The following is a 24009-nucleotide window of genomic DNA, read 5'->3' as shown; positions in this document are numbered from 1 at the left end:
CAATGAAACCGACACCAGAATTACTGGCGAGCATATTGGATGACGTTCGCCCACTGATCGGACAAGGAAAAGTCGCGGATTACATACCGGCACTGGCCCAAGTGCCGAACCATAAATTAGGCATGGCGGTCTACACCAATCAAGGTGAGGTCATCAAAGCCGGAGATGCAGACGAAGGATTTTCGATTCAGTCGATCTCCAAAGCCCTGAGCTTGACGCTTGCCATGGGGTTGTATCAACCGGATGAACTGTGGCGCCGCGTGGGTAAAGAGCCCTCTGGGCAAGCGTTCAACTCGCTGATTCAGCTCGAAATGGAGCAGGGGATTCCACGGAACCCGTTCATCAATGCGGGGGCGATTGTGGTGGCGGATATGCTGCACAGCCGATTATCGGCACCGCGCCAGCGTTTGTTGGAATTTGTACGCCAACTGTGCGGCGAAGAGCAGATCATCTACGATAAAGTGGTGGCGAACTCGGAGATGCAACACAGCGATCGCAATGCGGCGATTGCCTATCTGATGCGCTCATTTGGTAACTTTGACAACGAAGTGCTCCCTGTGTTGACCAACTATTTCCACGCCTGCGCGCTCAACATGAGCTGTGTCGAACTGGCGAAAACCTTCAGTTATCTCGCCAACAAAGGCGTGTCGGTGCTGACCCATGAACGCGTGATCACTGCGACACAAAGTAAGCAGATCAATGCGCTGTTGGCGACTTGTGGTTTGTACGATGGGGCGGGTGAGTTTGCTTATCGGGTCGGGATGCCGGGTAAATCCGGCGTGGGCGGCGGCATTATCGCTGTCGTGCCGGGCGAAATGACGATTGCGGTCTGGTCGCCCGAACTGGATCCGTCCGGCAACTCGCTGGCAGGCACCAAAGCACTGGAGTTATTCGCGCAGCGCATTGGCCGCTCGATCTTCTAACTTCAAATCCCGTTTAATACGCATTGGGTTGGCCATGCCCTAAAGGGCATGGCGGCACACTCGTCCAAAGCGCGAGGCGCTATCGCCATTTGGCTCGGCATGAAGGACTGAGCCAAATGGGGATTGTTGAGGGGAAGGGCGGTTACTCGTCGTCTGCCATAAACGCTTCCAACAGATCGTTCAGAAACAGTTTTCCTTTCTCGGTGATCTGCCAGTGAGTCTCCGTTTCACTCAGAAACTCTTGTTCAATTGCCCAATCCAATGTGGGTTGAATCACGCTGATCGGCAGGCCGGTGGTGGCGCTGAAATCGGCTTTCGGGCACGGTTCAATCAGGCGAAAGCGGTTCATGAAGAACTCAAACGGCCGATCCACATCCGCTACCAACTGCTCGCTGTCGAGGTAAGGTTTCGCTAGGTTTTGATACGCCGCCAGATAACCGCGCGGGTGTTTGACCTTGGTGGTGCGCACAATGCGCCCGTCAGCAAAACTCAGCTTACCGTGCGAGCCACACCCGATGCCAAGGTAGTCACCAAAACGCCAGTAGTTGAGGTTGTGCTGACACTGATAACCCGGCTTGCTGTACCCTGAGATTTCATACTGCACATACCCCGCTGCGGTCAGTTTCTGATGACCGAGTTCGAAGATGTCCCACAGCGCGTCGTCGTCTGGTAAGGTCGGCGGCTTGAAGTAGAACAGGGTGTTTGGCTCAATGGTGAGCTGATACCACGACAGATGCGGCGGCGCGAGTTCGATGGCGCTCTCGAGATCCGCCAGCGCTTGCTCTAATGTTTGATCCGGCAGGCCGTGCATTAGATCGAGGTTAAAGCTATTTAAGCCAATCTGATGTGCCAGTTGGGCGGCTTTGACGGCTTCATCGCGGCCGTGAATACGGCCCAGGCGAGTGAGTTTCTCCGGTTCAAAGCTCTGCACCCCAATCGAAATGCGCGTCACACCCACCTGGCGGTAACCGGCAAAGCGCTCGGCTTCGATGGTGCCCGGGTTGGCTTCCATGGTGATCTCGATGTCGGGTTTGAACGCAATACGCGCTTCAATGCCGCGTAGCAAGCGGCCGATGCCGTCGGGCGAGATCAAACTTGGCGTGCCGCCGCCGATGAAGATCGAGTGCAACAACCGCGGATCGTCCGTCAGTTGATAGCGCTCGATATCGGTGTCGAGATCTTCCAACAGCGCATCAATGTACTCGGTTTCCGGAATGTCGGCTTTGAGCGCATGCGAGTTAAAATCGCAATACGGGCATTTCTGCACGCACCACGGAATGTGTACGTAAAGGCTGAGTGCCGGCGGGGTCAACATCACTGCTTTTGCTCTTCAATCGCCTGAAATAGTTTTTTCAACGCCTGACCGCGGTGCGACAACTGCTTCTTGCGCGCCGGTTCAAGTTGAGCCGATGCGCAGTTGTCTTCCGGAACGAAGAAAATTGGGTCGTAACCAAATCCGTTGCTACCGTGCGCTTCGGTGAGAATGCGACCTTCCCAAGTGCCGTGGCAAACCAGCGGCGTCGGATCGTTCTCATGACGCATCAGTACCAAAACGCAGTGGAAACGCGCCGTGCGCTGCGCTTCTGGCACATCTTTCATCGCATCGAGCAGCTTGGTTAGGTTCTGTTGGTCTGTGGCGTGTTCACCCGCGTAGCGCGCAGAATAAACGCCGGGCGCGCCGTCAAGGGCATCCACTTCTAGGCCGGAGTCATCAGCGATGGCCGGTAAGCCGGTTTCTTTGGCCGCGTGGCGCGCTTTGATGATGGCATTTTCGATAAAGGTGGTGCCGGTCTCGGCTACCTCAGAGACATTGAATTCGCTTTGTGCGACCACATCAAACCCAAAATCAGCCAACAGGTCGGCCATTTCACGGACTTTGCCTTGGTTTCCGGTGGCTAAAACAATCTTTTTCATCGCACTCTCTTTTCGGTTAACGGTTACGGTTCAACGTAAAACTTCTGCGTGAATTTCAGCTTGCCAGCGCCTTTGAGGCCGGCGTTGACATCAATATCAAAGCGAAGCTCCTCTTCATTGCTGATCGGAAATTCGGCCAGATAGTAAATCGCATTGCCTTCTTTGACTTCGCTGAATGCCAGTTCGCGCATGTTGCCGATCAGGTTTTTGACCTGACCTGACAGCGTCGCTTCCACGGCGGGTTTGCCCACGGTGCTGGTATCGAGCACGCTGATGTTGAGCACCGCGGAATACCCATTTCGGGTCAGTTGGTAGCTTTTGGCCACCTGCGGCGTCAGAAACGTTGAGTTAAAAGCGGAGTAGTGTACCTCAACATCCTTGATGTTGATCAATTGCTCTGCACTGGCGGGGATGGCCGCGCATGCAAGCAACAGGGCGAGTATCCATTGACGCATGGTTTTTCTCCTTCTTAAAAAAATAGTCCCCGCCATAGGTGGGCGGGGAGCTGGCTATCTAGTCGAGGATGGCTTGAACTTCGGGCGGTATCTGAGCCGGCGTGTGGATGCGGATCTGCTTATGACGCCCCAACTCCCCTTTCTCTATATCGATCAGACCCTTGGCAACTTTACACTGTTTGGCCAGGTATTTACTGAGATGCGCATTGGCTTTTCCGTCCACCGGTGGCGCGGTGATCGCCACCTTCAGTTCATCCCCGTGTAACCCCACAATGCTGTCGCGGCTGGCCTTGGGTTGAATATAGAGCCGCAGCAGTAGATCGTCCCCGTCAAACCAAGCTGCTTTCATTATAGCTGATACCAGATGGGGCCAATGATATCGCCCATCAGGAAGTTGGCAAATTGCAGCACGATAAACAGCACCAGCACGCTGAGATCAAAGCCGCCCATGACTGGAATAATGCGGCGAATCGGCGCCAGCATTGGCTCTGTCAGTTGATGGAACACATACTCCACTGGGCTGCGACCTTGGCTGACCCAGCTGAGAATTGCCCGTAGCACCAGCACCCAGAACAGCAGGCCGCCAGCGGCTTTTACCAGAGACAACAGACCCAGCAGCAGAAAATCAGCACTGAAGACCACACCGCCTCGTGAAGCGATCAGGATCAACGCGACGTACTTGAGAATACACAGCACGTAACCAAACAGCACGGTGGCCAGATCCAGACTCCCGATCGATGGGATCACGCGACGCAGTGGCCCCACGACCGGTTGCGTTGCTTTGACCACAAACTGAGAAAATGGGTTGTAGAAATCTGCACGCGCTGCTTGTAGCCAGATTCGTAGAATCACGACCATGATATAAATATCAAACAGGGTGGAGATTAGAAAACTCATTGCATTCATAAGAAGCCCTTACTACAGATAAAGGTCACTCATGGGTGAGTGACCGTCAGATTAAAATAATTTTTCCATCTCTTCGGCGCGGCTGACCGCTGCGCGCATCGCTTTTGCCACAATCTCCGTTAACTGATGGTCGTTAAAGGTACGAATGGCTTCGGCGGTGGTGCCGCCTTTCGATGTCACTTGCTCGCGCAGTGTGGCGAGTTCGATGTCGGGGTTGGCTTGCACCATTTCGGCGGCGCCCAGCGCGGATTGTTGTACCAGCAGGCGCGCGGTGTCTTTATCAAATCCTTGTGCCATCGCTTCGGCTTGCATCGCTTCCATAAACAAGAAGAAATACGCCGGCGCGCTGCCCGCCGCTGCAATCACGCTGTTGATGCCCGATTCTTGTTCTACCCAGCACACTTTGCCCACGGCGCTCATCAGCTCGGCGGTAAAGGCTTTATCGGCGTCGCAAACTGACGGCGCTGCGTACAGCCCTGCCATGCCGCGATTGACCAGCGATGGCGTGTTTGGCATCACGCGGACCAAATTCAGTGTACTGCCGAGCATGGCATTCAAACGTGCCACGGACACACCTGCGGCGATGGAAATCACCAGCTTGCTGGAAAAGTCGATCGCGTGCAGCGGCTGACAGACGTCGGCCATCAACTGCGGTTTGACCGCCAAGACCACCACGTCGGCTTCGCTTGCCGCAGCCAAGTTGTCGCTGGTGGTGCGAATGCCGTAGTTGTCTTCCAACGGTTTGCGACGCGTTTCCGACGGTGCGGTGGCGATAATGCGTTGCGCTGGGTAGCCGCTACCCACTAAGCCTGCAATGATGGCATGCGCCATGTTGCCTGCGCCAATAAAGGCGATGGTTCTGTGTTCCATGATCATATCCAAATCAAAAATTAGGGTGGATGCCGCGTTACGCGCGGGGGTAATCGCGCTGGCCGAAAATCGCGGTGCCAATGCGCACAATGGTGCTGCCAGCTTCAATCGCCGCCGCCATGTCGCCACTCATCCCCATCGACAGCGTATCGATGCCGTCATATTTCTCGGCCAACTGGTCTTTCAATGCCGCCAGTTGACGAAATGCCGCCAGCTGCGATGCGTAATCCGGCACGTTTTCCGGAATGGACATCAATCCTCTTAAAGTGAGGTTTGGCAGGCTGGAAATCAATTCCGCAAGTGTAAATAAATCATTCTCGCTGACCCCAGATTTCGAGGCTTCACCACTGGTGTTCACTTGAATCAGCACCTGCAATGGCGGCAAATGGGCGGGGCGCTGCTCACTCAGCCGCTGCGCAATCTTGGCGCGGTCAATGGTGTGCATCCAGTCGAAATGCTCGGCGATCAGCCTTGTTTTGTTGGATTGCAATGGGCCGATGAAGTGCCATTCAAGGTTCAGTTCTGGGTGATGCTCGGCAAAAAACTGCACTTTATCGCAGCCTTCCTGCACGTAGTTTTCACCAAAGGCACGCTGACCGGCCTCTGCTGCTTCGAGAATTGCCTCGACGGGTTTGGTTTTACTGACCGCCAGAAGTTGCACAGAGCTTCGAGAACGGCCACACTTTTGCTGTGCGTTTTCGATCTGTGAAGTGATATGTTCAAGATTTTGTTGAATACTACTCATAGCCAGACTTTAGTAAGGAAAATAGATGGATATCTCTGAGTTACTGGAATTTAGTGTAAAGCATAATGCGTCAGATCTACATCTTTCTGCGGGCGTTCCTCCGATGGTGCGCATCGATGGCGAGGTGAGAAAGCTTGGTGTGCCTGCGTTTACACACGCTGACGTGCATCGATTAATTTTTGAAATCATGAATGATGCCCAGCGCAGTGAGTACGAAGAAAAGCTGGAAGTGGACTTTTCCTTTGAATTACCGGATATCGGTCGTTTTCGTGTCAACGCTTTCCATCAATCGCGCGGCGCATCCGCGGTTTTTCGGACCATTCCAACGACGATTCCAACGCTAGAGCAACTGCATGCGCCGGACATCTTCAACAAAATCGCCAATTACGAGAAAGGACTGGTATTGGTGACGGGGCCTACGGGCTCGGGTAAATCGACTACATTGGCCGCGATGGTTGATTACATTAACGCCACCCACAACAAGCATGTGCTGACCATCGAAGATCCGATTGAGTTTGTGCACAGCAACAACAAATGTTTGATCAACCAACGTGAAGTGCACCGCGACACGCACAGTTTTAAAAATGCGCTGCGCAGTGCGCTGCGTGAAGATCCGGATGTGATTCTGGTCGGTGAGCTGCGCGATCAAGAGACCATCAGCTTAGCGCTGACGGCGGCGGAAACCGGCCATTTGGTGTTTGGGACGCTGCACACCAGTTCGGCGGCGAAAACCATTGACCGCATCATTGACGTGTTTCCGGGCAGTGATAAAGACATGGTGCGTTCGATGCTGTCAGAGTCGCTGCGCGCCGTGATTGCGCAGAAACTGCTCAAACGTCTCGGCGGCGGGCGAGTGGCGTGTCATGAAATCATGTTGGCGACGCCGGCGATTCGTAACTTGATCCGCGAAGACAAAGTCGCGCAGATGTATTCGATCATTCAGACGGGCGCGGCGCATGGCATGCAAACCATGGAACAGAACGCCAAGCAGTTGATCGCACAAGGGCTGGTGGATCCGGCGGAAGTGCAGAAGAAAATTGAACTGGAAATGTCCGCATTTTAAGAGAGAACAAGATGCAACTTGAGGAGTGCCTGCAAGGCATGATGACGCATAAAGCGTCGGATCTGTATATCACTGTGGGCGCGCCCGTGTTGTATCGGGTTGATGGTGAACTGCGCGCCCACGGCGACGCGCTGAATGAAGCGCAGGTCAGGACGCTGTTGGCCGCGATGATGGATGACACGCGCCATGCCGACTACTTGGCGACGCGTGAAGCCAACTTTGCCATTGTGCGTGATTTAGGGCGATTTCGCGTCAGCGCTTTTTTTCAGCGCGAGCTGCCCGGCGCGGTGATCCGCCGCATTGAAACGCAAATTCCCACGTTTGATGAACTCAAACTGCCACCCGTGTTGAAAGATCTCTCGATTGCCAAACGCGGTTTGGTGTTGGTGGTGGGGGCGACTGGATCGGGGAAATCGACCACCATGGCCGCCATGACCGGGTATCGCAATATGCATCGCACCGGGCATATTCTCACCGTTGAAGATCCGATTGAATTTGTCCATGAACATCAGCGCTGCATCGTGACGCAGCGTGAAGTGGGGTTGGACACGGAAAGTTATGAAGTGGCGCTGAAGAATTCGCTGCGTCAGGCACCGGACATGATTTTGATCGGCGAGATCCGCAGTCGGGAAACCATGGAATACGCAATGACGTTTGCCGAAACGGGGCATTTGTGCATGGCCACTTTGCACGCCAACAACGCCAACCAAGCGCTTGAGCGGATTTTACATCTGGTGCCGAAAGAGCAGCGTGAGCAATTTCTGTTTGATTTGTCGATGAACCTCAAAGGGGTCGTCGGTCAGCAACTGATCCGCGACAAAAACGGCCAAGGGCGTCACGGGGTGTTTGAAGTGCTGCTCAACAGCCCGCGGGTGTCGGACATCATTCGTCGCGGCGAGCTGCATGAGTTGAAAAACACCATGGCGAAATCAAAAGAGGTCGGCATGCAGACGTTTGATCAGGCGCTGTATCAGTTGGTGGTTGAGCACAAGATCAGCGAGCAAGATGCGCTGCACAGTGCGGATTCGGCCAATGATCTGCGCTTGATGCTCAAGACGCAGCGGGGCGATGTGACCAGCAGCGGGTCGCTGGATCATGTGCAAATCGACATGGAATAAAAAACAGCCACGACAGTGGCTGTTTTTCTTTGTGTTTGTTGAGGGGGGGGTTCGTTGAGGACGGTATTTGCAGAGGACGTAGCCAGAGGAACAGGGTTACTCGTTCCACAAGCGCTCAAACCAGCTTTCCAGAATGATGACCGCTGACTGGCAATCGACATTGCCTTTGCTCAGCGCTTTGTAACCGCCCATCGAGAACAGCTCCGAGCGCGCTTCCGTGGTCGAGAGGCGTTCATCGTGCAGTTCAACCGGTAAACCGAAACGGCCATGCAGGCGCTGGGCAAACTTCTTCGCCCGCGGCGTGATGCTCTCCAGCGCTTTGCCGTGCAGATCGGTCGGCAAACCAATCACCAACAGATCCGGTTGCCACTCTTTGATCTGCTTTTCAATCTCATCCCAATTCGGAATGCCGTCGTTGGCTTTGAAGGCTTTCAGCGGTGACGCGGTGCCCGTGATCTCTTGGCCGATCGCGCTGCCGATACTTTTGGTGCCAAAATCAAACGCCATAATGGTACGTGACATAGGGTGTTTCTCGTGGGTCTTACGGTAAAAAATAAACAGCGCTTCGAGAAGCGCTGCTGTGATTAAGCGTGGCCAGATTGGGTCGATAGCTGGTGCGGATTGATGCCGAGCTTTTGAATCGCCTTGTTCCATTTTTCGTGGATTGGGGTGTTAAAGATCAGCTCCGGATCAGCTTCAATCGTCAGCCAGGAGTTCTCCGCCAGTTCATCTTCCAACTGACCCGGCGACCAGCCAGAGTAGCCAAGGGCGACGATGTAGCCGCTGGGTTCTGCTTCGGTACCGAGCACGGTCAAAATGTCTTTGGATGTGGTGACGGCAATGTCGTCGGTCATTCGAATGCTAGATTCGTAATGATCTTTGGGACGATGCAGAATAAATCCGCGATCTTCCGACACCGGGCCGCCATTGAATACCGGACGTTTCAGGCTCTCTTCGTGTGATTGCGGATACGCCGGTTCCACTTCCACTTGCTGCAACATGCCGCCGACCGTTATGTCGATCGGCGCGTTGATCATCAGCCCCATCGCGCCTTCTTCGTTATGCTCGCAGATGTAGATGACACTGTGCTTGAAGTACGGATCCTTCATGCTGGGCATCGCTACGAGAAAATAGTTCGTCAGATTCATCTTGTCTCCAACCTTCTAGCGTTCAGGAGCCCATGCTCCTACAGTGACAAGGCTTTCACGCGACGCTCGATCGCGTCCATGAGTTTGCCCGTGATGGAGATGTCAAACGCCGCCTCAATTTCACGAATACAGGTTGGGCTGGTGACGTTAATCTCAGTCAGTTTATCGCCAATTACGTCGAGGCCAACAAAGATCAAGCCTTTCTCTTTCAGGATCGGTGCCACGGTTTCTGCAATTTGGCGATCCGTATCGCTCAATGGACGTGCTTCACCGCGTCCACCGGCGGCGAGGTTACCACGGGTTTCCCCTTGTGCTGGAATGCGCGCCAAGCAGTAAGGCATCGGTTCACCATCTACCACCAGAATGCGTTTATCACCGTTGCTGATGTCGGGGACGAACGTTTGCGCCATGCAGTAATTCTGGCCGTGGTTCGTCAGGGTTTCGATGATCACCGACACGTTTGGATCGCCTTGTTTGACGCGGAAAATGGAAGCGCCGCCCATGCCGTCCAGCGGTTTCAAAATTACATCCCCATGTTGTTCGCGAAAGGCTTTAATTTTCTCGGCTTTACGCGTCACGATGGTGGTTGGCGTCAATTCCGGGAACCATGCGGTGAACAGTTTTTCGTTGCAGTCACGCAGGCTCTGCGGTTTGTTGACGATCAGCGCGCCGTCATCTTCCGCTCGCTCTAGAATATACGTCGCGTAGATGTATTCGGTATCAAATGGTGGATCTTTACGCATCAAGACGGCATCCAGTTCAGACAAGACAATGGTCTGTTCTGATTTGAATTCGTACCAGCCATTTGGATCTTCTTTTAGCTCGACGACTTTGGTGTCCGCCATGGCGACGCCTTGATCTAAGTGTAGATCATTCATTTCCATGTAATGAATTTCGTAGCCGCGACGTTGCGCTTCGAGCATCATGGCGAAGCTGGAATCTTTCTTGATGTTAATGGACGAAATCGGGTCCATAACGATACCGAGTTTAATCATTGCTCATCTCCGTTAGCCAAGATCGCCGAAACGAACTTGCAGGGCTGTAATTGCGGTGAGCGCTGCGGTTTCGGTGCGTAGCACGCGAGGGCCCAGCAGCGTCTCTTCAAAATGGTATTGTTGAGTCATGTCGATCTCTTCTGCCGACAGACCACCTTCCGGACCGATAAGCAAGCGCACTTTGGTCACTGGCTCTGGAAGGGTATTGATGGAATATTTTGCGCGTGGATGCAGGTTGAGTTTGAGCGCGTCGGTTTGCTCGGCGCACCATGCTTCCAGCGTCATAATCGGGCGAATATCAGGCACCACGTTCCGGCCGCATTGCTCGCACGCACTGATGGCGATTTTCTGCCATTGTTGCAATTTCTTCTCGAAACGTTTGGCATCGAGTTTCACGCCGCAACGTTCAGACAACAGCGGTGTGATGGTATTGACCCCCAGTTCAACGGACTTCTGAATGGTGAATTCCATTTTGTCGCCACGTGAAATCACTTGGCCTAAGTGCAGGTTCAATGGTGATTCAAGATTGGTGTCGATGCGCTCGGCTAAGTCGACCACGACCTGTTTTTTCCCCGCTTCATGAATGATGGCCGGAAATTCGGCGCCGCTGCCGTCAAACACCAAGACTTCCTGACCTTCTTGCATACGTAACACGCGGGCGATGTGGCCTGCGGCGTCGTCGCTTAAGGCTAAGGGGCCAAGGTGAGTGATCGGGTGCGGGTGGTAGATACGGGGAACTCGCATGCTGTTTTTCCTGAAATTACGCTGGTTACTGGCATCTAACATGGATGCTCAAAGTGAAAAAAACAAGGGCAATGACAGGATTGCCCAGAGATTGCCTAGAGATTGTATTAGCTACTGCACTGTTGGCGCACAAATGGGTTGTGGTTGCCCTGAACTTTGAAGATGCGCTGATCGCGCTCGCACTCCCATGAATCGACCGGATATTGGCGATTCCACACCTGCATCAATTGCGTTTGTGATTTGGAGAGGCGAAACCCGTACTCCTGACTCATGTAGAGATACGTCCGTGCAATGGCGCCGCGGGCGCGTTCGGGCGGCATCACTTTGCGCTGTTGGAAGTTGACCTGAATTTCACACTGGCCATAAGTGGCGCCATCAATGCCATGCCACTGACTGAAATTGAGGTTGGAGCGATCGCCATTGACCTCGCCAATGGCGGGCGTCAGATTGTGCAGATCCGCTTCCATGCGTTTGAACGCCGTATCGTGGCGGCTGCATTGTTTGCGTCCACCTTGCTGCCAACATTGGAGCTGATGACCAAATTGCCATGCAGGCACCACGTGCTCCCATTCAATTCGGCTGGCACGTTTTTCCTGCTTGCGGACTTGGTAGCCGCAACCTTTCAAATCGGGCGTGCCTTTTTTGCCCTGCCATTGAATATCACAGCCACAATAAAAGGTGACCGGATGATCCTGATAAATCTTCACGGCCTCTCTTTTGGCCTGTGAAAACGAAGCGGGCGCGGACGCCCACGCAAAAGAGGCGGCCAATAACAGGCTGCCAGTGAGTAACAAGCGAAAACGAAACATAAGTAAAGACTGTTTTTAGTATGATTTTTCTCAGTCTATCACTCAAAAATTTGAAATCTAGCATGCGGTAGCAAGAAGCTGGCGTGTTTGGTTCGAAGGGTTACGATTCCTGCCGCCGTACGAGGCGCAGGTCGCCGATTACGACAGCTGTTGGCCGGTAAACGTCAGGGTTTGATGGCATTGCTGACAGCGATACACCGCTTGGTGACGCTGCACTTTGTTGTGGCGACGAATGGACAGCGGGTAACGATTGCAGGCGCACAGATACTCGAACGTTTTTCCTTGAACTGAGGCCACCGAAAAGCGGTGTGTGGTGTTGGCGGCAATGGCGAAGACCTGCGTCATCACGTGTTGCCATTCTGCGCCATGCGGTCTGACTCGGCCATAAACGGCATGCGTGATCAAATGAGCGATTTCGTGAGGAATCACTTCATCGAGAAATGCTTGGCGGTTTTCGGTAAACAGCACGGGGTTGAGGCGAATTTCCCACAACTGCAGATAGGCTTTTCCTGCGACTTTGCCGCGCAGACGAAAACTGAGTTCGGGCATAGAAAACTTCCGGCCAAAGTGACGGGATGCGATGTCGATACACCGTTGAATTTGCGCTTTGGCGCGATATTGCAGTTCAAAATCGACCAAGAAAACTCTCCAAAAAAAAAGCCTCAACACAGGGTTGAGGCAATCATAACACCAATTGCAATGTCAGGTTGGAGACCTTAAGTGTTGTGTTTCTTTTTAATAATGGCGTGATACGCGTGCCACGTGCTGTAGCCCAGAATCGGCATGGTAAACAACATGCCAATGCCGTAGGTGGCAAAGCTAATCAGGATGCCACCGCAGATGATGCCCGCCCAGACGATCATGGCTGGAATGTTCGATTTCACCGCGTTAAAGCTGGTAAATACGGCGGTCATGACATCGACGCGGCGTTCCATCATCAGTGGAATCGAAAAGGCTGAGATGCTGAAAATAATGCAGGCGATGACAAAACCGACCAACGAGCCGATGACTAAAAATGGCAGAAAGTCGGTCAGTGGTGCGCCTTGCACCGACGGATAGAGTGCGTGCAGCAGCGCGGCAATGCGCATCCAGAAAATCATGGCAACGGCCAACATCACTGCAAAGGCCCATTGTGAGGTGGAGTTGCGTGTAATCGCTTTGATGGAGTGCAGCAAACCGGCGGTGTGGCCTTTTTCGCGTTCCCAACTGGCGGCGTACAAACCGAGCGACAAGAAGGGACCAATCAGCATATAGACCACCAGGCTTGGCAGGATCACCAGATGGGTGCCTTGCCATTGCACCAGCAGCACAATGCCAATTGCGGCGGCCATGAAGCATATCCCGTAAAAGGCACTGATGAGCGGCATGCGAATGAAGTCATGGAGTCCAAGCGCAAGCCAGTGAAATGGAGTCGACACACTGATCGTGTTGCACGGCAGCGTGCGGGCGTACTCCTGTGGGCTGACTTCTTTGTTTTTCTGGTCGAAGTCAGAAGGGTTAACCGTCCGAGGCATACATCCTCCTTGATCGAGGTGGCAGAGAAAAGTGTTCAGCATGCGATGCTCGCGACAACTGACCTGCTGCGCCGCAACGCGGTGTGGTGTTGCTTTCGTCAATGAGGCGTCATTGCAGATAGCCTCATTAACACTTTATTAACTATTGATGACGAGTCTCAAAAATACAAATGGATTGCACAAATTTTGTACACATTGCGGAGTGTTATCGAACTGCGGGCAATAAAAAAGCCCTTGTCGTGTGACAAGGGCTTTTTCAGTATTCGTGTGGCTTATTTTAGGCCAGCGAAATCGCGCAGTTCAGCCGCTTTATTGGTCGCTTCCCAAGGGAACTCTTCGCGACCGAAGTGGCCGTATGCCGCTGTCTTCTTGTAGATAGGTTGAAGCAGGCTCAGCATCTCCTGCAGACCGTAAGGACGCAGGTCGAAGAACTGGCGTACCGCTGCAATGATGATGTCGTGAGACACTTTCTCAGTGCCGAAAGTTTCTACCATGATAGACGTTGGATCCGCTACACCGATTGCGTAAGACAGTTGAATCTCACAACGATCAGCCATGCCCGCTGCAACGATGTTTTTCGCAACATAACGTGCTGCGTAAGCCGCTGAACGGTCTACTTTTGATGGATCTTTACCTGAGAACGCACCGCCACCGTGACGTGCTGCGCCGCCGTAGGTATCCACGATGATCTTACGACCTGTCAGACCACAGTCACCCATTGGACCGCCGATCACGAAACGACCGGTTGGGTTGATGAAGTATTTGGTGTCTTTGCTCAACCATTCTGCTGGCAGAACCGGTTTGATGATCTCTTCCATGACCGCTTCACGCAGATCTGCAGTCGAGATGGAATCGCTGTGCTGAGTCGACAGAACCACCGCATCAATACCCACGATTTTGCCATCGTTGTATTGGAAGGTGACTTGTGATTTTGCATCCGGACGCAACCAAGGCAGCGTGCCGTCTTTACGGACTTTCGCTTGACGCTCAACCAAACGGTGAGAGTAAGTGATCGGTGCTGGCATCAGCACTTCGGTTTCGTTACAGGCGTAGCCGAACATGATGCCTTGGTCACCGGCACCTTGCTCTTTCGGATCGGTTTTATCAACACCTTGGTTGATGTCTGGAGACTGTTTACCAATGGTGTTCAAGATGGCACATGAGTTGGCGTCAAAACCCATATCTGAATGGATGTAACCAATTTCGCGTACCGTTTCACGAGTCAGCTCTTCGATATCCACCCACGCTGATGTTGTGATCTCACCACCGACCATTACCATGCCGGTTTTAACGTAAGTTTCACAAGCAACACGTGCTTTTGGATCTTGTTCCAAAATGGCATCTAGAACCGCATCAGAGATTTGGTCTGCGATTTTATCTGGATGACCTTCTGATACCGATTCAGAAGTAAACAAGTGCTTAGCCATGATAGCTCCAATTCTATAATCAAAAGAGTAGCGGGGGAGGCCGCTACTCTGCAAAATTGTTCAATATGTAGGCGTTTCTACATCTAGACGTCTATTCTAGTTTTGAATGCTCAAATTACAAGCTCTTTTTTATTCTATCTCATAGCCAAACGTTTGCCTGGTGAATGGTTTATTTCAGCCGTTATCCCCCAATCTGTTGCAAAACATTGCAAAAATGGGACAAATCGCCAGCAAAAGGTTTGCAGTGCCGAAAGGGCTTTGCGACAATATTGGCCATTCAATTTTCGGATACCTTTACTTCGCTTATCGCTTTAGGAGCTGACATGTCTTCTCGCAAACAACTGGCTAACGCAATCCGTGCACTGAGCATGGACGGTGTACAAAAAGCTAACTCTGGCCACCCGGGTGCCCCAATGGGTATGGCTGACATCGCTGAAGTACTTTGGCGCAGTCACTTGAACCACAACCCACAAAACCCAAAATGGTCAGACCGCGACCGTTTCGTGCTGTCGAACGGCCACGGCTCGATGCTGATTTACTCATTGCTGCACCTGAGCGGTTACGATCTGTCGATTGACGATCTGAAAAACTTCCGTCAACTGCACTCAAAAACCCCAGGCCACCCAGAATACGGTTACGCACCGGGCATTGAAACCACCACAGGTCCACTGGGCCAAGGCATCACCAATGCTGTGGGTATGGCGATTGCTGAAAAAGCACTGGCAGCACAATTCAACAAACCGGGCCACGACATCGTTGATCACTTCACTTATGTGTTCATGGGTGACGGCTGTCTGATGGAAGGTATCTCACACGAAGCATGTTCTCTGGCTGGCACACTGGGCCTTGGCAAACTGATCGCATTCTGGGATGACAACGGCATCTCGATCGACGGTCACGTAGAAGGCTGGTTCTCAGACGACACACCAAAACGCTTTGAAGCCTACGGCTGGCATGTGATTCCTGCAGTTGACGGTCACGATTCAGACGCCATCAACGCAGCGATTGAAGCAGCAAAAGCAGACCCGCGTCCAACGCTGATCTGTACCAAAACCATCATCGGTTTCGGCTCACCAAACAAAGCGGGCTCACACGATTGTCACGGTGCTCCTCTGGGCGCTGACGAAATCAAAGCCGCGCGTGAATTCCTGGGTTGGGAATACGCACCCTTTGAAATCCCTGCCGACATCTACGCAGAGTGGGATGCCAAAGAAGCTGGCGCAGCCAAAGAATCAGCATGGGATGAGAAATTTGCTGCTTACGCAGCTGCTTACCCAGCAGAAGCTGCAGAATACCAACGCCGCGTAGCCGGTGAACTGCCAGCTAACTGGGAAGAAGCCAGCAGCGCGATCATTGCTGAACTGCAAGCGAACCCAGCAAACATTGCATCACGCAAAGCATCGCAAAACGCACTGGAAGCATTTGGTAAACTGCTGCCAGAATTCATGGGTGGCTCTGCCGACCTTGCACCTTCTAACCTGACCATGTGGTCTGGCTCGAAATCGCTGGAAGCAAGCGACTTCTCAGGCAACTACATCCACTACGGCGTGCGTGAATTTGGTATGACCGCCATCATGAACGGTATTGCACTGCACGGCGGTTTCGTGCCTTACGGCGCCACCTTCCTGATGTTCATGGAATACGCGCGTAACGCGATGCGTATGGCTGCGCTGATGAAGATTCAGAACATCCAAGTCTACACGCACGACTCGATTGGTCTGGGTGAAGATGGCCCAACGCACCAACCGGTTGAACAAATCGCTTCTCTGCGCCTGACGCCAAACATGAACACATGGCGTCCATGTGACCAAGTTGAATCAGCCGTGGCGTGGAAACTGGCGATTGAACGTAAAGACGCGCCAACTGCGCTGATCTTCTCGCGTCAAAACCTTGCGCAGCAACCTCGTGATGCTGAGCAACTGGCGAACATCACCAAAGGTGGCTACATCCTGAAAGATTGCGCTGGCAAACCTGAGCTGATCCTGATTGCCACTGGCTCTGAAGTCGAGCTGGCGGTGGAAGCTGCTGCGCAACTGACTGCCGAAGGCAAGCAAGTGCGCGTGGTGTCGATGCCATCGACCGATGCATTCGACAAACAAGACGCTGCGTACCGTGAATCGGTACTGCCTGCAGATGTGACTGCTCGTATCGCGATCGAAGCTGGCATTGCCGACTTCTGGTACAAGTACGTTGGCTTTGGTGGCCGCATCATCGGTATGACCACCTTCGGCGAATCTGCACCAGCTGGCGAGCTGTTCAAACTGTTCGGCTTCACCACTGAAAACGTCGTGAACACCGCCAAAGAACTGCTGGCATAAGCTCAAGCATTTCGCACACCAAAAGCCCCGCTCATTGAGCGGGGCTTTTTTATCTTGTGACCCTTTGATTTGGCGATGAAGGGCGGTCTTCGCACGGTGACAGTGGTTATTCGGTGACATGAGCCGCGCGTGGTTATTGCCACTCGTCTGGGCGGGCGGCGCGCAGCGCATCAATAAACAGCCGTAATCGCAATGGATGGCGGCCAATCGGATAGAAGCAGTGAATGCTGGTGGGGTCGGAAGACCACTCTTCCAGACACGGCGCTAGGCTGCCGGGATGGCTTCTTTCAAACCCTTTCGCCACCCAGGTGGGTAGCAAGCCTATCCCGCGGCCCTTGGCGATGGCATCGATTTGCATCACCAGATTGTCACTTTGTAAGCGGCTTTCTAACGCGGGCAGCACGTAATGCCCATGCTCGGCATGATGCAGCGTTAAGGCGTCCTGACGAAAAGCAATCAAGTCGATCCAAGGGTGATCGCTTAGCTCACTGGGATGCGTCGGATGCGAATGGTCACTCAAATATTGGGGCGACGCGTAGGCCGCATAGCGCCACAAACCAAGCTGTTCTCGGCGATAACCCGCTGGCGCAATATCGCCAATCCAGATAATTAGATCCGGATCGAGCGATCCATCCCCGTGTTGAAACTGGCTGTGCAGGCGCACTTTCAATTGCGGATGGGCTTGCATGAAGCTGTCTAACACGCGGCTTAACCAGCCTCGAGTCAGGTTGGGATGCACCACCAACGTCATCTCGCCGTTGACCTGAGTATTGAGCTCGTGGAGCGCTTCTTGGCTGCGATTGGCCAGTTCGATCAGTTGTTCGGAATAGGCGGCAAACACCTCACCCGCTTTGGTGAGCGTGAGGCGATTCCCTTGTCGGGCGACCAGCGCCTGACCGAGATCCTCTTCGAGTTGCGCCAAGCGGCGACTGAGGGTGGATTTGGGTTGCTCCAGCGATTTTGCTGCCGCAGTCAGGCTTTTATGTTGGCAGAGTGCATAAAACGCACGCACCGCACTGAGATCCTGCATGGATGACTTACCTTTGGATAAAAATTCGACGCCTTGTTCCAAAAACGGTCCCAACTATTCCATTTGTGAACCTTTTCTACGTCAACAATTTATGAATAATGCCTTCCTGAAATTAATAATTATTATCATTTAAAGGAGTGGTTCATGTCCAGAGTGAATCCATCTAAAGTTGCGTTGGCCGTGGCTTTTGGCTTGATGGTTTCTGCCCAGGTGAATGCAGAAGAACGTGTGAAAGCGGACGAAACAATCGTCGTCACGGCGGCGGGGTATGAGCAGGTCGTGACGAATGCGACGGCGAGTGTCACGGTGCTGACGCAAGAAGAGTTGTCGTCGCGCTACTATCGCGATGTGACGGATGCGTTGAGCACCGTTCCCGGTGTGGTGGTGACGGGCGGTGGCGACACCAAAGACATCAGCATTCGCGGTATGGGATCCAAATACACCTTGATTCTGGTCGACGGTAAGCGCCTGTCGTCTCGCCAAACTCGCCCAAACAGCGATGGTGCTGGCATTGAATCGGCTTGGTTGCCACCTCTGGAAGCGATTGAACGGATTGAAATTATTCGCGGCCCTATGTCGACACTGTACGGTTCAGAAGCGATGGGCGGCGTGATCAACGTCATCACCAAGAAAGCGGGTCAACACTGGTCGGGCAAAGTGCAATTAAGCACGGTGATTCAGGAAGATCGCGCGTCTGGCGACGAGCAGAATGTGAACTTCTTTGCGTCAGGTCCACTGACCGACTCTCTTTCTCTGCAAGTGTATGGCCAGAATCAACATCGTGATGAAGACAACATCGAATACGGCTTTGAAGACAAAACCCTGCGCAGTATCGGTTCAAAGCTGATTTATCAATTGAGTGACAATCAAGAGATTGCGTTCAGTGCAGACATTACCCAGCAAAAACGCGAAGGCACACCGGGCAAATCAGTGACCACCGGTGATGATGAAAGCTTGGGTGAATACAACCGCACGTCATTTGCACTGAGCCACAAAGGGAACTGGGGCAGCATTGGACGCTCTGATAGCTACATTCAGTATGAGCAAAGCGACAACGAATCGCGCGAAATGACGCTGACCAATACGCTGGCGAAATCGGTGTTGGTCACCCCGTTTGCCAACAACACGTTGAGCATCGGTATTCAAGGTGAAAAATCGGAACTGGAAGATTTGACGGGCAACACCGGCGGCAGCGTGACTGAGTTGGATAACTCGCAATTTGCGCTGTTTATGGAAGATGAATGGCGCGTGCTGGAGACGGTCGCGCTGACCTTTGGCGGTCGTTACGATTATAACCAAGATTACGGGTCGCACTTTAGTCCGCGGGTCTATTCCGTATGGAGTATCAACGACGCATGGACCCTGAAAGGCGGCGTTTCCACTGGTTTTAAAGCGCCGGATCTGCGTCAAGCCAGTGATGACTGGGTTTCTGTCAGCCGTGGCGGTAATATTCACGGGAACTCGAATCTGGATCCAGAAACATCCGTGAGTGAAGAAATCAACCTGATCTACAACGGTCAGCAAGGCCTGCAAGCATCGCTTGGTCTGTTCAACAACGATTTCAAAAACAAGATCTCGGCGGTGACATGTCCTGACAGCATCTGTAGTGAAGGTAATAACCAATGGGGCAGTGCGCCGCGTTACTACACCAACGTTGACAAAGCGGTAACGCGCGGCGTGGAAGCGTCGTTGGATCTGCCTCTGGGCGATGATTGGGATTGGAAGAGCAGCTACACCTACACCTATTCCAAACAAAAGACCGGCGATTACGCGGGCATGCCACTGGAACAGTTGCCAAAACACCTGTTCACGACCCAGTTAAACTGGCAAACCACCGAGCTGATGAGCAGCTGGGCGAAAGTGACTTACCATGGCAAAGAATCAGAGCCTGCGAGCACGCGTGATACGCTGACGGCACCGTCTTACACCTTCGTGGATGCGGGGATCACCTACGCGCTGACCAGCAACACCAGCGTCAAAGCGGCGATCTACAACCTGTTTGATGAAGACGTGACGTACGAAGACTACGGCTACGTGGAAGATGGCCGTCGTTACTGGGTCGGTCTGGACGTGGCGTTCTAATCTGCACCGACAACACTGTTGCTGGCCTTATCGGCTGACTCGAAGCCCTGACCGTTTGGTGAGGGCTTTTTTATTGGCCTCACGTTGCTTGTCGTGGGGTGTAACCGAGGAGAGATAGGAGAGAAATAGTTAGGAATTTTACGTGAATCAGGGGGCGTTTCTCGTTACCATCGTCAGGATAAACCATAAGGAAAAATGAACCCATGTTAAAAGTGGCGATCAACGGATTCGGACGCATTGGCCGGAATGTTCTTCGGGCCGTTTACGAGAGTGGCAAAAATCAGCACATCAAAGTGGTGGCCGTGAATGAGCTGGCCAAGCCAGAGGCGATGGCGCACCTGTTGCAATACGACAGCACCCACGGCCGATTTGGCAAGAAAATCAGTCATGATCAGGAGCACATTTACGTGCATCATGAGCATGGAGATTTAGACCGTATTCGTATTCTGCATCTGTCGGAGATCCCACTGCTGCCATGGCGTGACCTGGACGTCGACATCGTGCTCGATTGCACTGGCGTATTTGGCTCTCAAGCCGATGGCCTGCAGCATCTGGACGCCGGCGCGCGCAAAGTGCTGTTTTCGCATCCGGGGGCGGCTGATTTGGATAACACCATTATTTATGGCGTGAACCATGACACGCTCACGGCCGATCAGCATATCGTGTCGAATGGGTCGTGCACCACCAACTGCATCGTGCCGATCATCAAAGTGCTCGATGAGGCATTTGGCATCGACTCAGGCACCATCACCACCATTCATTCGTCGATGAATGACCAACAAGTGATCGACGCCTACCACACTGATTTACGTCGCACACGTGCAGCCAGCCAATCGATCATCCCTGTAGACACTAAGTTGCATAAAGGGATTGAAAGAATCTTTCCGAAATTTTCAAACAAATTTGAAGCCATTTCCGTGCGTGTTCCAACAGTAAACGTCACTGCGATGGATTTAAGTGTTACGATCAATACAAATGTGAAAGTTAATGACGTAAATCAAACCATAGTGAATGCATCTCAGTGTACATTGAGTGGCATTGTTGACTATACTGAAGCGCCGCTCGTTTCCATCGATTTTAATCACGATCCGCACAGCGCGATTGTGGATGGAAGCCAGACTCGAGTGAGTAACGGGCAGTTGGTAAAAATGCTCGTCTGGTGCGATAACGAGTGGGGATTTGCGAACCGTATGCTTGATACCGCGTTGGCAATGCAGGCAGCAAAGTAGTCGCCACCCGCTTGGGGAAAATATTTATTTTTTGCATTGAAATAAATATTCCAGTCCCCATATCTTAAGCAGTTTAAGAATTGACAGGCTCGGCCGGAGTGCCGAGTTGACGAAAACTTTTATTTTCTTTGAATATTTGAGAGGACAAACCATGTCTGTAATCAAGATGACTGACCTGGACCTGGCTGGTAAACGCGTATTTATCCGTGCAGACCTTAACGTGCCAGTAAAAGACGGCAAAGTGACTTCTGATGCTCGTATCATCGCATCACTGCCTACAATCAAGTACTGTCTGGAAGCGGGCGCGAAAGTTATGGTGACTTCACACCTAGGCCGCCCAACTGAAGGTGAATACGCAGAAGAGTTCTCTCTACAGCCTGTCGTGAACTACTTGAACGACGCGCTTGATTGCGAAGTGAAACTGGCGAAAGACTACCTAAACGGTCTGGAACTGAACGCTGGTGAACTGGTTGTTCTTGAAAACGTTCGCTTCAACAAAGGCGAAAAGAAAAACGAAGAAGAGCTATCTAAAAAATACGCTGCACTGTGTGACGTATTCGTTATGGATGCATTCGGTACTGCGCACCGCGCGCAAGCATCGACTCACGGTGTCGGCATGCACGCGCCAATCGCTTGTGCAGGTCCTCTACTGGCAAACGAACTTGAAGCACTGGGCAAAGCGATGGACAACCCAGCGCGTCCAATGGTTGCTATCGTTGGCGGTTCTAAAGTGTCAACCAAACTGACTGTGCTTGAGTCACTGTCTAAAATCGCTGACCAACTGGTTGTTGGCGGTGGTATTGCAAACACCTTTATCGCGGCTGCTGGCCACAACGTGGGCAAGTCTCTGTACGAAGCAGACCTTGTTGACACAGCGAAAAAACTGATGGAAGAGTGTGCGATTCCAGTTGCAACTGACGTTGCGTGTGCAAAAGCATTCGACGAAAACGCAGAAGCAGTGATCAAAGATGTGTCTGAAGTTCAAGACGACGACATGATCTTCGACTTGGGTCCAAACTCAACTGCAGCACTGGCTGAAATCCTGAAAGGCGCGAAAACCATTCTGTGGAACGGCCCAGTAGGTGTCTTCGAATTCAAGAACTTCGAAGCAGGTACCAAAGGTATCTCTGAAGCTATCGCAGCATCTGAAGGCTTCTCTGTTGCTGGTGGTGGTGACACATTGGCAGCGATCGACAAGTTCGGCATCAAAGCGGACGTGTCTTACATCTCTACTGGTGGCGGTGCGTTCCTTGAGTTTGTTGAAGGTAAAGTACTTCCAGCGGTTGAAATGCTAGAAGCACGCGCTAAAGCGTAATAAATCATCGAAGGCGGGGGATATCTCCCGCTTTCTTGTTTGCTGCATGGCCGATTTTATTCTGCTAGAATGTCGCCAGTTGTGAGCAAACGTTTGCAAGAATTAAAACTTACCGTTTTTATTTTTAAAACGACAGAAAATAGGATTACATCCATGTCTAAGATCTTCGACTTCGTAAAACCTGGTGTTATCTCTGGCGATGACGTACAAAAAGTATTTCAAGTAGCTAAAGAAAACAACTTCGCACTTCCTGCAGTGAACTGTGTAAACACAGATTCTGTTAACGCTGTACTTGAAGCAGCTGCGAAAGTTAAAGCTCCAGTTATCGTTCAGTTCTCTAACGGTGGCGCTGCTTTCTTCGCAGGTAAAGGCGTTAAACTTGAAGGTCAAGGTGCACAAATCCTTGGTGCTGTAGCGGGTGCAAAATACGTACACGCAGTTGCTGAAACTTACGGTGTGCCAGTGATTCTGCACACTGACCACGCAGCGAAAAAACTACTGCCTTGGATCGACGGCCTACTAGACGCTGGTGAAAAACACTTCGCAGAAACTGGTAAACCTCTGTTCTCTTCTCACATGATCGACCTGTCAGAAGAGTCTCTAGAAGACAACATCGCAATCTCTTCTAAATACCTAGAGCGCATGGCTAAAATGAACATGACTCTGGAAATCGAACTGGGTTGTACTGGTGGTGAAGAAGACGGCGTAGACAACTCTGATATGGATACATCTGAGCTGTACACTTCACCAGAAGACGTTGCATACGCATACGAGAAACTGAACGCGATCAGCCCTCGTTTCACTATCGCAGCATCTTTCGGTAACGTACACGGTGTATACAAACCAGGTAACGTTGTGCTGACTCCAACTATCCTGCGTGATTCTCAAAAATACGTATCTGAGAAATTCGGCCTACCAGCGAACTCTCTGAACTTCGTATTCCACGGTGGTTCAGGTTCAACTGAAGCTGAAATCAAAGAATCTATCTCTTACGGTGTGATCAAAATGAACATCGACACTGATACACAGTGGGCAACTTGGGATGGTATCCGTCGATACGAAGCAGATAACCACGATTACCTACAAGGTCAAATCGGTAACCCAACGGGTACAGACGCACCGAACAAGAAATACTACGATCCACGCGTATGGCTACGTGCTGGTCAAGCGTCTATGGTTGCTCGTCTTGAGAAAGCCTTTGCTGACCTGAACGCGGTAGACGTACTGTAAGTCGTCTCTCACGATTAAGAAAGCCCGCTCATTGAGCGGGCTTTTTGTTTTGTGGCTGGATTAAATTTTAGCGAACCACTGGCAGAGAAGGTGATTATTGCTTAATCTGATACAGGCTTGTCCAAAATCGAGATAACCTTTTGTTTTGTCGGTCTTTGCTAAAACCTGACTTTG

At 52.1% G+C, this 24009-nt stretch carries 24 protein-coding genes; 8 read left to right on the top strand and 16 right to left on the bottom strand.

What is annotated here, in order from left to right; all coding sequences use genetic code 11:
- The first annotated feature begins 2 nt into the window (after positions 1–2).
- Complete coding sequence (gene glsB, locus VFA_RS01870; RefSeq protein ID WP_004724267.1) at positions 3–923, top strand: glutaminase B; 921 nt, start codon at positions 3–5, stop codon at positions 921–923.
- Between the two features lie 142 nt (positions 924–1065).
- On the opposite strand, the gene hemW is transcribed toward glsB, so the two are convergent.
- The 7 genes from hemW to VFA_RS01835 are packed head-to-tail and all read right to left on the bottom strand — an operon-like array spanning position 1066 to position 5813.
- The gene (gene hemW, locus VFA_RS01865; RefSeq protein WP_004724266.1) at positions 1066–2238 is read right to left on the bottom strand and encodes a radical SAM family heme chaperone HemW; all 1173 of its coding nucleotides are present in this window, start codon (positions 2236–2238) and stop codon (positions 1066–1068) included.
- On the bottom strand, positions 2238–2837 hold the full coding sequence (locus VFA_RS01860) for an XTP/dITP diphosphatase (protein ID WP_004724265.1): 600 nt from the start codon (positions 2835–2837) through the stop codon (positions 2238–2240). The genes hemW and VFA_RS01860 overlap by 1 nt, the downstream gene beginning before the upstream one ends.
- Before the next feature lie 23 nt (positions 2838–2860).
- Positions 2861–3292: a DUF4426 domain-containing protein gene (locus tag VFA_RS01855; RefSeq protein ID WP_004724264.1), complete on the bottom strand. Its 432-nt coding sequence runs from the start codon at positions 3290–3292 to the stop codon at positions 2861–2863.
- Positions 3293–3350: 58 nt separating this feature from the next.
- Positions 3351–3644 carry a DUF167 family protein YggU gene (yggU, locus tag VFA_RS01850; RefSeq protein ID WP_038150700.1) on the bottom strand — a complete coding sequence of 98 codons (294 nt, stop codon included), beginning with the start codon at positions 3642–3644 and terminating at the stop codon, positions 3351–3353.
- Positions 3641–4198, bottom strand: a complete 558-nt coding sequence (locus VFA_RS01845) for a YggT family protein (protein ID WP_004724262.1) — start codon at positions 4196–4198, stop codon at positions 3641–3643. The genes yggU and VFA_RS01845 overlap by 4 nt, the downstream gene beginning before the upstream one ends.
- A gap of 51 nt (positions 4199–4249) precedes the next feature.
- Positions 4250–5068, bottom strand: a complete 819-nt coding sequence (gene proC / locus VFA_RS01840; protein WP_004724261.1) for a pyrroline-5-carboxylate reductase — start codon at positions 5066–5068, stop codon at positions 4250–4252.
- A 37-nt stretch (positions 5069–5105) separates the two neighbouring features.
- Positions 5106–5813: a YggS family pyridoxal phosphate-dependent enzyme gene (locus tag VFA_RS01835; RefSeq protein ID WP_004724260.1), complete on the bottom strand. Its 708-nt coding sequence runs from the start codon at positions 5811–5813 to the stop codon at positions 5106–5108.
- A gap of 25 nt (positions 5814–5838) precedes the next feature.
- Here VFA_RS01835 and VFA_RS01830 point away from each other — a divergent pair, with 25 nt between their 5' ends.
- Both VFA_RS01830 and VFA_RS01825 read left to right on the top strand, forming a co-directional pair.
- Complete coding sequence (locus tag VFA_RS01830) at positions 5839–6876, top strand: type IV pilus twitching motility protein PilT (RefSeq protein ID WP_004724259.1); 1038 nt, start codon at positions 5839–5841, stop codon at positions 6874–6876.
- A gap of 11 nt (positions 6877–6887) precedes the next feature.
- Positions 6888–7994 (top strand): PilT/PilU family type 4a pilus ATPase, encoded by a 1107-nt coding sequence (locus VFA_RS01825; RefSeq protein ID WP_004724258.1) that lies wholly within the window; start codon positions 6888–6890, stop codon positions 7992–7994.
- Positions 7995–8090: 96 nt separating this feature from the next.
- On the opposite strand, the gene ruvX is transcribed toward VFA_RS01825, so the two are convergent.
- From ruvX to metK, 8 genes are all read right to left on the bottom strand, one after another.
- Positions 8091–8516: a Holliday junction resolvase RuvX gene (gene ruvX, locus VFA_RS01820; protein ID WP_004724257.1), complete on the bottom strand. Its 426-nt coding sequence runs from the start codon at positions 8514–8516 to the stop codon at positions 8091–8093.
- Positions 8517–8578: 62 nt separating this feature from the next.
- Positions 8579–9142, bottom strand: a complete 564-nt coding sequence (locus VFA_RS01815; RefSeq protein ID WP_004724256.1) for a YqgE/AlgH family protein — start codon at positions 9140–9142, stop codon at positions 8579–8581.
- A gap of 38 nt (positions 9143–9180) precedes the next feature.
- The gene (gene gshB, locus VFA_RS01810; RefSeq protein WP_004724255.1) at positions 9181–10137 is read right to left on the bottom strand and encodes a glutathione synthase; all 957 of its coding nucleotides are present in this window, start codon (positions 10135–10137) and stop codon (positions 9181–9183) included.
- A gap of 12 nt (positions 10138–10149) precedes the next feature.
- Entirely contained in the window at positions 10150–10881 is a 732-nt protein-coding gene (gene rsmE / locus VFA_RS01805) for a 16S rRNA (uracil(1498)-N(3))-methyltransferase (RefSeq protein WP_004724254.1), read from the bottom strand.
- A 107-nt stretch (positions 10882–10988) separates the two neighbouring features.
- Positions 10989–11690: an endonuclease gene (locus VFA_RS01800; RefSeq protein WP_004724253.1), complete on the bottom strand. Its 702-nt coding sequence runs from the start codon at positions 11688–11690 to the stop codon at positions 10989–10991.
- Positions 11691–11828: 138 nt separating this feature from the next.
- Positions 11829–12329 carry a SprT family zinc-dependent metalloprotease gene (locus VFA_RS01795; RefSeq protein ID WP_004724252.1) on the bottom strand — a complete coding sequence of 167 codons (501 nt, stop codon included), beginning with the start codon at positions 12327–12329 and terminating at the stop codon, positions 11829–11831.
- Positions 12330–12406: 77 nt separating this feature from the next.
- Complete coding sequence (locus VFA_RS01790) at positions 12407–13204, bottom strand: DUF2189 domain-containing protein (RefSeq protein WP_004724251.1); 798 nt, start codon at positions 13202–13204, stop codon at positions 12407–12409.
- A gap of 272 nt (positions 13205–13476) precedes the next feature.
- Positions 13477–14631 carry a methionine adenosyltransferase gene (gene metK / locus VFA_RS01785; RefSeq protein WP_004724250.1) on the bottom strand — a complete coding sequence of 385 codons (1155 nt, stop codon included), beginning with the start codon at positions 14629–14631 and terminating at the stop codon, positions 13477–13479.
- 323 nt (positions 14632–14954) lie between these two features.
- On the opposite strand from metK, the gene tkt reads away from it, so the two are divergent.
- On the top strand, positions 14955–16949 hold the full coding sequence (gene tkt, locus VFA_RS01780) for a transketolase (protein ID WP_004724249.1): 1995 nt from the start codon (positions 14955–14957) through the stop codon (positions 16947–16949).
- Between the two features lie 133 nt (positions 16950–17082).
- Here tkt and VFA_RS01775 read toward each other — a convergent pair whose 3' ends face one another.
- Positions 17083–17979, bottom strand: a complete 897-nt coding sequence (locus tag VFA_RS01775) for a LysR family transcriptional regulator (RefSeq protein ID WP_004724248.1) — start codon at positions 17977–17979, stop codon at positions 17083–17085.
- 144 nt (positions 17980–18123) lie between these two features.
- On the opposite strand from VFA_RS01775, the gene VFA_RS01770 reads away from it, so the two are divergent.
- The 4 genes from VFA_RS01770 (at position 18124) to fbaA (ending at position 23835) form a co-directional block, all read left to right on the top strand.
- On the top strand, positions 18124–20061 hold the full coding sequence (locus VFA_RS01770) for a TonB-dependent receptor domain-containing protein (RefSeq protein WP_004724247.1): 1938 nt from the start codon (positions 18124–18126) through the stop codon (positions 20059–20061).
- 203 nt (positions 20062–20264) lie between these two features.
- Complete coding sequence (gene epd, locus VFA_RS01765; RefSeq protein WP_004724246.1) at positions 20265–21290, top strand: erythrose-4-phosphate dehydrogenase; 1026 nt, start codon at positions 20265–20267, stop codon at positions 21288–21290.
- A 151-nt stretch (positions 21291–21441) separates the two neighbouring features.
- Positions 21442–22605, top strand: coding sequence for a phosphoglycerate kinase (locus VFA_RS01760; RefSeq protein WP_004724245.1), 1164 nt, complete (start codon positions 21442–21444; stop codon positions 22603–22605).
- A gap of 153 nt (positions 22606–22758) precedes the next feature.
- Positions 22759–23835 carry a class II fructose-bisphosphate aldolase gene (fbaA, locus tag VFA_RS01755; protein ID WP_004724244.1) on the top strand — a complete coding sequence of 359 codons (1077 nt, stop codon included), beginning with the start codon at positions 22759–22761 and terminating at the stop codon, positions 23833–23835.
- Positions 23836–24009 lie beyond the last annotated feature (174 nt).

The sequence above is a fragment of the Vibrio furnissii CIP 102972 genome (assembly GCF_000176175.1).
GTDB classification, from domain to species: domain Bacteria; phylum Pseudomonadota; class Gammaproteobacteria; order Enterobacterales; family Vibrionaceae; genus Vibrio; species Vibrio furnissii.
Note: the sequence above shows the minus strand (reverse complement) of the source record. Positions and strands in the feature narration are given on the sequence as shown.

What these genes read in the sequence shown, in the direction of transcription:
- epd (WP_004724246.1), top strand. Translation starts at nt 20,265, where the DNA reads ATGTTAAAAGTGGCGATCAACGGATTCGGACGCATTGGCCGGAATGTT.
- VFA_RS01760 (WP_004724245.1), top strand. Translation starts at nt 21,442, where the DNA reads ATGTCTGTAATCAAGATGACTGACCTGGACCTGGCTGGTAAACGCGTA.
- VFA_RS01790 (WP_004724251.1), bottom strand. Translation starts at nt 13,204, where the DNA reads ATGCCTCGGACGGTTAACCCTTCTGACTTCGACCAGAAAAACAAAGAA.
- VFA_RS01815 (WP_004724256.1), bottom strand. Translation starts at nt 9,142, where the DNA reads ATGAATCTGACGAACTATTTTCTCGTAGCGATGCCCAGCATGAAGGAT.
- proC (WP_004724261.1), bottom strand. Translation starts at nt 5,068, where the DNA reads ATGGAACACAGAACCATCGCCTTTATTGGCGCAGGCAACATGGCGCAT.
- VFA_RS01770 (WP_004724247.1), top strand. Translation starts at nt 18,124, where the DNA reads ATGTCCAGAGTGAATCCATCTAAAGTTGCGTTGGCCGTGGCTTTTGGC.
- VFA_RS01800 (WP_004724253.1), bottom strand. Translation starts at nt 11,690, where the DNA reads ATGTTTCGTTTTCGCTTGTTACTCACTGGCAGCCTGTTATTGGCCGCC.
- VFA_RS01845 (WP_004724262.1), bottom strand. Translation starts at nt 4,198, where the DNA reads ATGAATGCAATGAGTTTTCTAATCTCCACCCTGTTTGATATTTATATC.
- metK (WP_004724250.1), bottom strand. Translation starts at nt 14,631, where the DNA reads ATGGCTAAGCACTTGTTTACTTCTGAATCGGTATCAGAAGGTCATCCA.
- VFA_RS01825 (WP_004724258.1), top strand. Translation starts at nt 6,888, where the DNA reads ATGCAACTTGAGGAGTGCCTGCAAGGCATGATGACGCATAAAGCGTCG.
- VFA_RS01835 (WP_004724260.1), bottom strand. Translation starts at nt 5,813, where the DNA reads ATGAGTAGTATTCAACAAAATCTTGAACATATCACTTCACAGATCGAA.
- ruvX (WP_004724257.1), bottom strand. Translation starts at nt 8,516, where the DNA reads ATGTCACGTACCATTATGGCGTTTGATTTTGGCACCAAAAGTATCGGC.
- VFA_RS01775 (WP_004724248.1), bottom strand. Translation starts at nt 17,979, where the DNA reads ATGCAGGATCTCAGTGCGGTGCGTGCGTTTTATGCACTCTGCCAACAT.
- hemW (WP_004724266.1), bottom strand. Translation starts at nt 2,238, where the DNA reads ATGTTGACCCCGCCGGCACTCAGCCTTTACGTACACATTCCGTGGTGC.
- tkt (WP_004724249.1), top strand. Translation starts at nt 14,955, where the DNA reads ATGTCTTCTCGCAAACAACTGGCTAACGCAATCCGTGCACTGAGCATG.
- glsB (WP_004724267.1), top strand. Translation starts at nt 3, where the DNA reads ATGAAACCGACACCAGAATTACTGGCGAGCATATTGGATGACGTTCGC.
- VFA_RS01855 (WP_004724264.1), bottom strand. Translation starts at nt 3,292, where the DNA reads ATGCGTCAATGGATACTCGCCCTGTTGCTTGCATGCGCGGCCATCCCC.
- rsmE (WP_004724254.1), bottom strand. Translation starts at nt 10,881, where the DNA reads ATGCGAGTTCCCCGTATCTACCACCCGCACCCGATCACTCACCTTGGC.
- VFA_RS01860 (WP_004724265.1), bottom strand. Translation starts at nt 2,837, where the DNA reads ATGAAAAAGATTGTTTTAGCCACCGGAAACCAAGGCAAAGTCCGTGAA.
- fbaA (WP_004724244.1), top strand. Translation starts at nt 22,759, where the DNA reads ATGTCTAAGATCTTCGACTTCGTAAAACCTGGTGTTATCTCTGGCGAT.
- gshB (WP_004724255.1), bottom strand. Translation starts at nt 10,137, where the DNA reads ATGATTAAACTCGGTATCGTTATGGACCCGATTTCGTCCATTAACATC.
- VFA_RS01830 (WP_004724259.1), top strand. Translation starts at nt 5,839, where the DNA reads ATGGATATCTCTGAGTTACTGGAATTTAGTGTAAAGCATAATGCGTCA.